Raw genomic sequence first — 10,579 nt, 5'->3', positions numbered from 1 at the left:
GTTAACTCTCTCTTCTGTCTGTAAAAAAGCCAATATCTTCTGCCATTTGTTTTCATCTAAAAAAACCAACTTCATCCTCTTTCCTCTATAAATTACTCTCTCTATCCTAACATAAGATCAACACGACCTAGATCGGCGGCAACAAAAACCGTAGCTGCTGTCAACCTGCCGTGAACCTAGAACCGCTGAAATAAACGATGATAAAAACAGCAGCTGCTACAGATATCAAGCACAGGGCGGTGGGGCATCCCGTCCTTTTCGCGTCAGCGGGACGGAGTCCTTGAAGCTCGCACTCTCTCGCTTTAGCGGCGCGGAGCGCTTTGCGTCAGCATGAGTGCGGGAGTTATGTCACTTGTGCAACCGTTTATCGCTGGCTGAGCCGAGCAGACCTCACGACAACAAAAGTCAAGACCCGCAAGCGAAAGACAGACTTGGCTGCCCTGCAGCAAGACGTAGACCAGTGCCCAGAAGCTCGACTAAAGGATGGAGCCCAGCGCCAGAGCAATACCCATTAACTGCAGCATTGACAATATCCGACAATATCCAAACAACAAAAAGGCCCCCTTTCGAGGGCTTTTTTGAGGATACTGTTGCGCCGTTTTACCGTGGTTTTCGACCTGGAAAATCCAGTATAGGATACCGGGGATGATTGTCGATAGTTTCCAAATCAAGTTTGGCCTACTGCTCTCACATCCACTTCCCATCCTAATTGTCGAAGGGTATAGATCGCAAAAACATAACGGCAGTCACCAACGCCGCAGAATCCTCTCCCAATCATACCCCATTTTTGGGGTGTGCCCGTCAAGTGCTCACCAAGGGCTAGGATAAAAGACAGCTTGACGGGTTGCTGGCCATGCTTGGTTCCTGGTTAGACAACATCTACGGCGCTTGGTTTCTGCCGGAGCGCACCTTTCGGGCGTTGCGGGAACAGCCTGTTCTCTGGCAAGCCTTTGGGGTGGTGGGGCTGCTCAACGTCCTGGATGCGATTCGCCGCTCTGGGGTAAGCCTGCCGAGCATGGTGCTGGCGGTGCTGATGGGATCCCTGGGCTGGGTGAGTTTGGCGGCTTTGCTGCAGTTGCTGGCCTTCTGTTTGGGTCGGGCTGCCCCTTCCTTTTCGGCGCTGCTGTGCTTGACGGGGTTTGCCGGCTTGCCGTGGCTGCTGCTGGGGCCTGCTCAATCGTTGGGTGGGGTACTGGGATCCCTGCTGGGCCTTGCAGCGCTGCTGTGGTTTGTGGTTTGGCAGGTGCGGGCGGTAGCTGTAGCGCTGGATTTGGAGTGGTGGCGCCTGGTGGGCCTGATCCCATTGGCTTTCCTAGGGGGGATCCTGTCCCTGAGCTGGCTGACCAGCGGCGTCGTTGCTCTGGCTTCCTTGCGCTAAAGCTTATAGTTGTTTCAGGTTAAGGTGAAACGCCTAGGCTACTGATCGCGCCAGCGGGACGGAGTCCTTGAAAAGCCTTCCGGTTCTGCGTATTGTTGCTCCGCAACGCTATTGCTATGCCTGCGGCACCCTGACGGGAACCGCAACGCTATTGCTCCGCAACGCTGACACGACGACGCGAAGACGCGACTAACGTTCTAGGTGTGGGTGCAGCGTCCTGGTTGGAATTGAAATGATTGTAATTCTCGTTGAATCCCGGCGTGTGGCCAGGGATGCTTCCCCGGAATTAGCGGGGCACTCGCTGCAGATGCGGCTTTTCCTCCGGCAGAATAGCGCCCTCTACGGGGCAAACCTGTAAACAGATGCCACAGTCAATGCAGGTGGAAAACTCAATCCAAAAGTAGTCGGTGCCTTTGGCATTTTTGGTATCGCCGGGGTGGATGCAGGCGACGGGGCAAGCCTCTACACAGTCGGCCACACCTTCACAGATATCGGTGACAATTGTATGCGGCATGGATCCCTCCCAATGATTGCTCTAAGTCAAATTCTAAGTGCAGTTGCCACAAGGTCAGCCTTGACGTCGCCTGCGCTTCCTATGCTTTTGACTTTTTGATTGAGATGCGCGACATTAGCCCAAAGCTGTCTGAAAAAGATGGGGCTTATATCCCAGTCCTGGGGTTCATTTTAGGCCAAAATTGCTCCCCCCCGACGAGAAGTTTTCCAGATCGTCGCTTTTTCTGACCAGCGCAGCGCCAATGCAAAAGAAGTAGAATGCCGGAGCGAGCCGGCAAATGGGCTCCCACCGCCTCGAGAGTTCTCTCTTGCCAAAAATGGCAAGGGACATACTCTGCTGTGACCTGGGTTTTAACCGAAAGATAGGATGATTTGGCATAAAACAGGGGCTAAATCTCTCTGGGATCCCGCTCTTGAGACTGCCACCAACGGCTGAGGGGCCAATACAAAGCGGGTGCCCAGAGGCTACTTAAAATAGCAGACGTGAGGGCATTGCGTTGATGGTTCCACCAGATGCTCTCCAGAGAACGGGGGCCATCGCCACCAATGTTGCCGAAAAACCGAAGGGAGTTCTCCAATCCATCCAGCAAGGTTTGCGTTCCTGCTGGATCCAGGTCATCGGATCCCTGCGAGGCCACGAGCCACATCCATTGCAGTGCCATCAAGGTTTCGGCGATCACCACCATACCAAAAACGATCAAGGCCACCGAGATAAAGTCTTCTTGCATGTAGCGTTGTTTTTGCAACTTGGCGGTGAGGATCCCAACTACAGCCAGCCCCAGCGCATGGGTAGGACAAGGGCTGGTCAGCGCATCTTGCAGAAAACCCAGGGTGACCCCGGCAACAGCCCCCTGCCAAGCTTTGCGCCGCACACTCCAGCACACCACCCAGATCAAGGGCCAATCTGGGGTTAAGCCTGCTAGCTCCAAGCCCGGCCCTCGCCACCAAGGGGCCACTGCTGCCAGCAATCCTGATAGGGCAGTCACCACCCAGTTGAGGTGAGACTTGAGCTTAAGAATCAGAGGGTTGAGCATAGCGGTAGATCAAGGCCCATTCCAAGAGGCCCAGCGGCGCCGACAGTTCGACAGTGGCTTGGGGGGCAGGGCTGGCATCCAAGTTGACCGCTCGAACCGTTCCCACCACCACCCCGGCTGGGTAAAAGCTGCTCAGGCCCGAGGTCACCACCACATCCCCCACCTCTACTTTGGGGGCCTTGTCGAAAAAATCCAAAATGGCACTCTGGGTGCCCGTACCCCTCAGGATGCCCATGTGTCGGCTGCGACTCAGCATTACCCCGACACGGCTGGTGGGATCGCTGATCAGGAGCACTCGGCTGGTGTTGGGCGTGACCGACTCGACTCGCCCGATCAACCCTCCCGGCGCCATGACTACATCTCCCACCCTGACTCCATGCCGGCTGCCGCGGCTGAGGGTGAGCTGTTGCCACCAGTGATCGGCGCTGCGACCCACCACGGCTGCTGGGATCCCCGCTTGGGGCATTTGCTCGGTAAATTGCAGCAGTCGCTTCAGCTCGCGGTTTTGGTACTGCAACTCGGCTACCAGGGCTTGCAGCTCACGGTTAGCGGCCTGGCTGAGCACCGCAGCGGGATCCACAGGCGGACGGGCTGGAGCAGTGATCCAACTGTACAATTCCACCAATAGGGATCCCTGGGTTTGGCGCAGGCCCAGCGCTGCCCCCATCGCCAAAGCAGACAGGAGCAACCCCAGGCTATGGCGCCTCCACCATTGGCGTAGCCAATTCAAGCAATACCTCTCCAACCCACTCGACTCACACCTTAGATCAGGGATGGGAAGAAACTCCTCTAGCCCTTGAAGCTGCCGCTCAACACTCGACCCAAGGTTTTGAAATCCTCCAAAACTCGCCCTGTACCGAGCACCACACAACTGAGGGGATCCGGGGCAATGTGAACCAAGATCCCGGTTTCATGGCTGATCAGGGCATCCAGACCCTTGAGCAAGGCTCCTCCCCCGGCCAGCATGATGCCTCGGTCGATGATGTCGGCAGCCAATTCCGGTGGAGTGCGCTCCAGGGTGCGCTTAATGGCTTCCACAATCACCGAGAGGGGCTCGGCCATGCTCTCGCGAATTTCGGTGCTCTTCACCGTGACGGTACGGGGTAAACCCGAGAGCAGGTGTAACCCGCGCACTTCCATGGTCAGTTCCTCTTGAATTGGGTAGGCGGAGCCAATCCGAATCTTGATCTCTTCAGCGGTGCGCTCCCCGATGGTGAGGTTGTGAACCTTTTTCATGTACTGGACGATGGCCTCGCTCAGCTCATCTCCCGCTACCCGCACGGACTCGCTCAGCACGATCCCCTGCAAACTGAGGACGGCTACCTCAGTGGTGCCGCCGCCAATGTCTATGATCATGTTCCCAGTGGGCTCTTGCACCGGCAGCCCGGCCCCGATTGCTGCTGCCACCGGCTCATCCACCAAATACACCTCCCGCGACCCAGCTTGGAGAGCGGCTTCCATCACCGCCCGTCGCTCCACCCCGGTCACACCGCTGGGGATCCCAATCACAATGCGGGGAGCAATCAGGTACCGGCCCTCGTGTACGCGGTGGATGAAGTGTTTTAGCATCATCTCCGCCGTGTCGAAATCGGCAATCACCCCATCTCGCAGAGGACGCACCGCTACAATGTTGCCGGGGGTACGGCCCAACATTTTTTTGGCATCTTCCCCCACAGCCAGGGGTTGCTTGGTGTTTTGGTCGATGGCGACCACAGAGGGCTCTTGCAGGACAATGCCTCGCCCGGCCACGTAGACCAGCGTGTTGGCAGTGCCCAAATCAATGCCCATATCACGGGAAAATCGGCTGAATAACCCCACGGTAAGTCGCTCCAGTCTTGATTTGGGAAGAAGCAGCAAGCTTTGGTACCTACTATAGTCTAGTTCTGCAAGAGAATCTCCCCCGAAGAGCGGGAATCTGCTCCAGAGAAACCGGCTATGGCTGTATCCCAGCCAGCTGTGGAAGATCGAATTCGCCGCTAAGGTGCAATCCTGTTGTGATTCGGGATCCCTCGTGCCTAAGGTTGCCATTGCTCCAGCCGGCTATCCGGCCATCGCCCCCTATTCTCCCGGCGTGAAGGTGGGCAAAATACCCTCTACATCTCGGGCACATTGGCCCTGGATCCGGAGGGCAAGACGTGGGATCCGACATCGCCACCCAGACTCGCGTGGTGTTGGAGCTGAGTGACATCCTCCCGACGCTCACCCTGCGGGTACAGCGCGGGGCTTCTCGGCAGTTTAGCTAAGATAGACCAACCCGGTCTTTTGGCGGTTGCGATGCAGCTCTCTGGTGCCTTGGTTAGCGTGGCTACCCTGGACTTGCCTCGTCTACAACGCTTCTATCGGGATCTCTTGGGGATCTCTCCCCAAGTCCAGCTCCCGACAGAGGGGGATCCGGTGTACGTAGAGTTTCGTCTGCCGGGGTTGCGGCTGGGCCTCTATCGCAGCCGTCATCTCGATGGTGGTGCCCAAGCCGCAGCGGTGAGCCTCTGCCTGCAGGTGCAAGATTTACAGGGATCCCTGACAACACTGGAAGGGTTGGCGGGAGCTTATCAGCTCTCCATTTCCCCCCTGCGACAAGCCTTTCATGGACAGGAGGTGGATTTTCGGGATCCCGATGGCAACCGGATTGTACTGCACCAGCCTTCTGCTGCTTTTGGGGAAGCGACAGCCTGGGATCCCCAGGGTTAGATCCGCCAAAGGTAGATGGTGTAGGTGTTGATGACATCCGATACGGTGGTGGTGGCGGTGGGGGGCCAATCCCCCATGTCGAAGGAGTGGGTGACCAGACGAGCGCCGGGCCGAAGCTGGGAGCGCAACTTGTCTCGGATCAGCAGGTGGGAGCTGGGCAGCAAATAACAACTCACCACCGTCGCCGGGGTTAAGTCCAGAGTGAGCAGATCCTGCTGGAGAAAAGTAACTCGATCCTGAACTTGGGCTTCTCGGGCCCGCTGTTGGGCTTCCAGGATGCGCTCCGGGTCGATATCCACTCCCATGCCCTGTGTGCCAAAGCGCTGCGCCGCCCGGATGAGAATGCGGCCATCCCCACAGCCCAAGTCGTAGAGAGTATCCTCGCTCCCCACCTGGGCCAAATCCAGCATGGCATCCACAACCAAGGGCAAGGTGCGCACATAGGGGGCCAAGCGGATTCCCTCTGGACTTTGCGGGTTGGGCTGGCATTGGAAGAAGGGATCCCTGCCCACCGAGTTCTGACCCAGCTTAGGTTTGAAACCGCGGGGCACCAAGGGTTGATTCCGAGAAGAGCGGTTTTCTCTGTTCATCAAATATTCTCATCAATTTCCCATCAGTCTATCAACCTGTCGCAGTACAGAGCCCCTGCCGTTCTACTGGGTGGAAAGTCACCGCCAATTGCGTCGGCTCAAGTACAGTCTACTAAGGGGTTATGGGATACACCTGTATGGTCATTTTCAACAGGAATGAAACATCTCCGTTCCATTGCTCTCTAACTCCCCTCTCCCTCTGGAGGGGCTGGGGGAAGCGGCGCGGAGCGTCTGGGCAGCAGCGGGAGTATCTCAATCGAGTCTGGAATGACTATGAACCTGCTTGTTCTAAACCTCACTGGGGTCAAGCCTCGGAAACACGATTTTTATACCCTTTTATATCCCTTAATTTGTAACGGGCTGTATCTCAAAAAATATCTTGATTCAACAACTTAGCCAGGCGTTCCAGCCCCTTTTTGACTTGGCGGGAAACGGTAACGGCACTGATCCCTAGCCGCTCTGCCGTTTCTTTTTGCGTGAGGTCATAGAAGAAGACAAATTCCAAAATCTTGCGGGTACGTTCCTCCAGCTGAGCCAAGGCATGTTGTAGGCGAATACGATCTTCTTCAGCCAGTTGAAAACTGCGGTAGCGCTGATCCGGAACGACCTCCCCCAGAGCAACACTGTCTTCCTCAGTTTGAATCGGAGCATCCAGGCTGAGCAAAAGGCTGTTTTGTTGGGCCAGCTCCAGCTCTCGCCATTCCTGCTCCGTCAGTTGCAGGGCTTCCCTCACCTCGGCCTCAGAGGGAGAACGGCCCAACTCTTGCCGCAGACGGGCAATCACCTTCTTGGCTTGTCTTTGCAGGGTCGTCCAGCGGCGTGGGATCCGCATGGTGGGGCTTTTGTCCCGCAGGTAGTGTTGAATTTCTCCGCGAATGTAGGGCAGGGCAAAGGAGCTAAAAGCCAGGCCTCGGCTGATGTCAAAGCGTTCGATAGCTTGAATCAAACCCAAACAGCCAACTTGCACCAGGTCGTCGTACCCCTCATTGCATTGGTTGCGCCAGTGGTGGGCCTCTTTGCGCACCAAGCCCAAGTTCATTTCCACCAGCCGGTTGCGCAGGGCTGGATCGCGATTCTGGTGGTACAGCCGCAACAGTTCGGCAGTTCGGGCTTTAACATCCTCACTAGATGCCATAGATCCACATGCGGCTGGGAATCCGGTCTTGGCCAAAGGCAATGGAGGGGGGGCCGCCGGTCGCCTCAGGGAGACGGAGTTCTTGGGAGAGGTCAGGCGAGGGGCCGTTATCATAGACAACCACTTTACCGATTTGCCGAAAATAACTGTAGAACAAGCACTCAAGGAACTCGAAAACCATTCAAAGGTTGAGGATCCCACCCATAACCAACACCCATCCAGTCAAGAGACGCTTTTGCCCAGCCGAACCGACCTGGCATGCGCAAGCTATAGGGCTACAGAGATGGTGTCAGAAGCACGACTGGACACTGTTGAGATCCGCCAAAAGCTAGAACGTTCTTAGTTTGACCAGGTTTCTGGGCCCAAGCAACAGCATCTCCACGGAAAATCGGCGGGTTTCATCGGCAAAAGAGCGCCATTTTCCCGTAAGACCCAACGAAATTGCCGGATTTCTGTTGTTGGCGTACTCTCATGGACTGGTTCATGATTTGGGATTGGCCGTGAGATCGCCTGCGCATTCTGATCCCCCCTCTCCCAGAGAGAGAAGGGCTGGGATGTTTTTGGGGTCTCAATGCAGCACTTGACCCACTGCGGTCGTCTGAGCGCTCTACCCACAGCTTGTGGGGAAGTCGCGCCTGTGGAGATTTCTCTGACAGGTTGGTAGCCAAGACTACCGTTAGTGATGACTTGTGACGCAGGTCGCTTTGACGTTGAGCAAAGGTTAGCGTTGCCTAGCCCTGTGTAAGCCTTTCAGAGCGGTTCTTGAGGGGATCCGTGCCGGCAAGGGCTGCCAAAAAGGATGCAAAACTCGGCTCCTCGCGAATGAGGTCGAAATAGGGCTCAGAGGAGAGCAAGGGGCGGTAGCGTTCCGGCTCCAGGCGTAGGGCTTGCTCCAAAGCTTGTAGGGCCTGAGGCACTTGGCCTTCCCAGGCGTAGCAGCAGGCTTTGGCGTAGTGAGCCTCGGCATTGCTGGGATCCATCTGCAGGGCCCGATCAAAACTCTGGATGGCCAGCTCGTAGAGGTTCAAGTCCATCAGCACCAGGCCGCGCTGCACCCAGATCTGAGGGCGTTTGGGATCCTGCGCCAGGGCACGGTCATAGCTGTTGAGGGCCTCCATCGGGTTGCCGAGGCGGTGGTGGGCAAGGGCATGGCCGGCCCAGAGAGAGGCCGATTCGGAGCCCAGTTGCAGGGCTCGTTCGTAGCTGGCCAGAGCATCGACGTAGCGCTCTAGGTGAAACAGAGCCAGGCCCCGACTCTGCCAAACTTGGGCATTGACGGGGTTGATGGCGAGGGCTTTCTCGTAGCTGATTAGGGATCCCTGCCACCGTCCCAGAGAGGCTAAGGTTAGCCCGTGCAGGTACCACGTTTCCGGGCTGTCGGGGCTGAGGGCAAGGGCCCGTTCGTAGGCACGTAGGGCTTCTTCGTAGCGGCCCAATTGCCGCAGCGTGTTGGCCTGGTTAAAGCGGGCCTCAAAAAAATCCGGTTTCAGCCGCAGAGCCCGCTCATAGCTGGCCAGAGCTTCTTGATGGCGACCGAGATCGTCCAGCAGAGAACCACGGTTGTTCCAGGCTTCGGGGAAGTCCGGCTTCAGCTCCAGGGCGCGGTCGTAGCTGGCCAGGGCAGCTTGGGCTTGCCCCAGGTGGTCGAGGGTGGTGGCGCGGTTGTACCAGGCAATGGGATCCTGCGGCTGATCTCCCACCGCCTGCTCGAAGGGCTGTAGTTGAGCCGCCTGTTCCGCCGAAAGGGCAGATGGGTCAACCGCCGGGGCCGGCGAAACGGCTGTAGATTCTGGGGAGGCAGCACGCTTCTGCCGCCGCAGCCACCAGGCCCAACCCCCGGCCAAAAGCAACAGGCTCGCCCCCAGCACCAGCACGCCCACGTCGGTCGGGGCAATCACAAACGGCATGACCCACTTCCTCTTTTCTGCGCGCCTCTACATCATCACCAAAAACGGCAGGGGATCGCTGGGCCCTGCCGGCGAGATCAGCTCAATGCGCTTTTCGCCAGGGTAGGTGCTGGGATCGATCTCAAAGGTAACCGTCAGCGCCTCGGCGTTGGCCTGCACCGGTTCCTTAGAGCGTCCCAAGGGATCCCCAAAGCTGACTCGGATCCCTTTACCCGCCGGGCTGACTCGGATTTCCGTCACCTGATCCAGATGGGATCCCTCTAGGGTACAGACGATTACATCCCCGACAAAGGCCTCCAGAGGCCAGCCCCGCCGCACCACCGGTTTGGACATGGTTGTCGCTCCCACAGGCTTCTGCATCTCAGTTTAATTTTTCATTTTCCCCTCCCTGCTCCAGCCCAAAACGGCTTTGGTGGCAGAGAGGCTCTCCCCCCTTGGGCCGGATCTCCTGCCACCCCTGTAGAGAAGAGGGAGTTGGGGAAAGGGCAACGGCAGGCGCTCGCAGCAACACCTGGTGGTCTGGGCCCACGCTCACCAAGCGGGGCATCTCTCCAAGACTATCGGCCACCGCAAACAGCACCCGCTCTCGCGCCTGGGGATCCCAGCCCAGCAGCTGCGCATACCCCAGCGCCGGCGGCGGATCCCAGATTTGCACCGGTGGGATCCCTGTCGAGCCAGTGGGCAAAGGCCAGACCACCGCCCGATCCCAGCTCAAATCGGTCTGGAACCAGCCTTCGTACTCCCGCGCCAGCAAAGTGTTCCCCTGCCAGGCTAGAGGCAGGATCATGGCAAAATCCAATGCCTCAACGGGGTCGTACACCGACCCTGAGGCTTGATAGATAACCTGCAAGGCCCGAGTACGGGTGTTCTCGGCAAACAACACACTGGTCAACCGACCAGCCTCGGGTGTAGCCACCAAATCCAGCCGTGTGTACACCTGCCACTGGGGATCTGGCGCCGGCAGGGGATCGCTGCGCAACAGGCCAACCACCGTGCATTGCCGTTGCCGGGCTTGCTCCTGCAACCCATACACCCAATCCCAAGGGATGGGCAAAGTAGGGGGAGAGGAGACTCCAGGGGCAGCCGGCGCCATGTCCCTCGCCCAGGCAGCGCTCCCCTCCGCCCAGCCGATCCAAACAGCCACAAGGGCTCTCCCCAGTTGCCACAGCCAGTTTTGCCTGAGCCAGCCCCCCATCTGCCTCACCTTCCGTCGTGACATACTCCCGCACTCATGCTGATGCAAAGCGCTCCGCGCCGCTAGCGCGAAAAGGACGTTTCCTGCGCTTGAGGACTACGTCCCGCTGACGCGAAAAGAACGGGATGCCCCACCGCCC

At 57.9% G+C, this 10,579-nt stretch carries 13 protein-coding genes, 1 other RNA gene and 1 pseudogene; 3 read left to right on the top strand and 12 right to left on the bottom strand.

Translation table 11 applies throughout. The annotated features are described in order from the left end of the window. Nucleotides 1-75 (bottom strand): annotated as a pseudogene (locus tag ACVWZG_RS13665) (IS5-like element ISSoc13 family transposase); the annotation flags it as partial. Nucleotides 76-320: 245 nt separating this feature from the next. Here ACVWZG_RS13665 and ACVWZG_RS13660 point away from each other — a divergent pair. Next, nucleotides 321-515, top strand: coding sequence for an IS630 transposase-related protein (locus ACVWZG_RS13660; protein WP_071818172.1), 195 nt, complete (start codon nucleotides 321-323; stop codon nucleotides 513-515). Nucleotides 516-580: 65 nt separating this feature from the next. Here the strand turns inward: ACVWZG_RS13660 and ssrS are convergent. Next, nucleotides 581-767, bottom strand: a non-coding RNA gene (gene ssrS, locus ACVWZG_RS13655) — 6S RNA. Between the two features lie 86 nt (nucleotides 768-853). On the opposite strand from ssrS, the gene ACVWZG_RS13650 reads away from it, so the two are divergent. Beyond that, nucleotides 854-1,378, top strand: coding sequence for a YIP1 family protein (locus ACVWZG_RS13650; RefSeq protein ID WP_457407476.1), 525 nt, complete (start codon nucleotides 854-856; stop codon nucleotides 1,376-1,378). Between the two features lie 286 nt (nucleotides 1,379-1,664). Here ACVWZG_RS13650 and ACVWZG_RS13645 read toward each other — a convergent pair whose 3' ends face one another. The 4 genes from ACVWZG_RS13645 to ACVWZG_RS13630 all read right to left on the bottom strand — a co-directional run bounded on the left by ACVWZG_RS13645 (nucleotide 1,665) and on the right by ACVWZG_RS13630 (nucleotide 4,743). Then, entirely contained in the window at nucleotides 1,665-1,892 is a 228-nt protein-coding gene (locus tag ACVWZG_RS13645; protein ID WP_011434056.1) for an indolepyruvate ferredoxin oxidoreductase subunit alpha, read from the bottom strand. A 388-nt stretch (nucleotides 1,893-2,280) separates the two neighbouring features. Continuing rightward, nucleotides 2,281-2,925, bottom strand: coding sequence for a rod shape-determining protein MreD (gene mreD, locus ACVWZG_RS13640; RefSeq protein ID WP_011434054.1), 645 nt, complete (start codon nucleotides 2,923-2,925; stop codon nucleotides 2,281-2,283). Beyond that, entirely contained in the window at nucleotides 2,903-3,655 is a 753-nt protein-coding gene (gene mreC / locus ACVWZG_RS13635; protein WP_414387913.1) for a rod shape-determining protein MreC, read from the bottom strand. The genes mreD and mreC overlap by 23 nt, the downstream gene beginning before the upstream one ends. Before the next feature lie 59 nt (nucleotides 3,656-3,714). Beyond that, nucleotides 3,715-4,743, bottom strand: a complete 1,029-nt coding sequence (locus ACVWZG_RS13630) for a rod shape-determining protein (RefSeq protein ID WP_414331964.1) — start codon at nucleotides 4,741-4,743, stop codon at nucleotides 3,715-3,717. 456 nt (nucleotides 4,744-5,199) lie between these two features. On the opposite strand from ACVWZG_RS13630, the gene ACVWZG_RS13625 reads away from it, so the two are divergent. Next, nucleotides 5,200-5,613 carry a VOC family protein gene (locus ACVWZG_RS13625; RefSeq protein WP_414407168.1) on the top strand — a complete coding sequence of 138 codons (414 nt, stop codon included), beginning with the start codon at nucleotides 5,200-5,202 and terminating at the stop codon, nucleotides 5,611-5,613. On the opposite strand, the gene ACVWZG_RS13620 is transcribed toward ACVWZG_RS13625, so the two are convergent. The 6 genes from ACVWZG_RS13620 to ACVWZG_RS13595 all read right to left on the bottom strand — a co-directional run bounded on the left by ACVWZG_RS13620 (nucleotide 5,610) and on the right by ACVWZG_RS13595 (nucleotide 10,464). After that, on the bottom strand, nucleotides 5,610-6,203 hold the full coding sequence (locus ACVWZG_RS13620) for an SAM-dependent methyltransferase (protein WP_457407479.1): 594 nt from the start codon (nucleotides 6,201-6,203) through the stop codon (nucleotides 5,610-5,612). The two genes, ACVWZG_RS13625 and ACVWZG_RS13620, sit on opposite strands and share 4 nt — an antisense overlap. 367 nt (nucleotides 6,204-6,570) lie before the next feature. Continuing rightward, on the bottom strand, nucleotides 6,571-7,338 hold the full coding sequence (locus tag ACVWZG_RS13615) for an RNA polymerase sigma factor SigF (protein WP_041436760.1): 768 nt from the start codon (nucleotides 7,336-7,338) through the stop codon (nucleotides 6,571-6,573). Next, nucleotides 7,328-7,462, bottom strand: coding sequence for a hypothetical protein (locus ACVWZG_RS13610; RefSeq protein ID WP_255344540.1), 135 nt, complete (start codon nucleotides 7,460-7,462; stop codon nucleotides 7,328-7,330). The genes ACVWZG_RS13615 and ACVWZG_RS13610 overlap by 11 nt, the downstream gene beginning before the upstream one ends. A 607-nt stretch (nucleotides 7,463-8,069) precedes the next feature. Next, nucleotides 8,070-9,245 (bottom strand): tetratricopeptide repeat protein, encoded by a 1,176-nt coding sequence (locus ACVWZG_RS13605; protein ID WP_457407481.1) that lies wholly within the window; start codon nucleotides 9,243-9,245, stop codon nucleotides 8,070-8,072. Nucleotides 9,246-9,272: 27 nt separating this feature from the next. Next, a complete protein-coding gene (locus ACVWZG_RS13600) occupies nucleotides 9,273-9,578 on the bottom strand; it encodes a hypothetical protein (protein ID WP_011434047.1) in 306 nt (101 codons plus the stop codon). Nucleotides 9,579-9,606: 28 nt separating this feature from the next. Beyond that, entirely contained in the window at nucleotides 9,607-10,464 is an 858-nt protein-coding gene (locus ACVWZG_RS13595; RefSeq protein ID WP_457407484.1) for a hypothetical protein, read from the bottom strand. Nucleotides 10,465-10,579: the final 115 nt, after the last annotated feature.

The organism is Thermostichus sp. OS-CIW-33, from assembly GCF_054059615.1.
The sequence above is the reverse complement of the archived record's forward strand: the minus strand, read 5'-3'. Positions and strand labels throughout refer to the sequence as shown.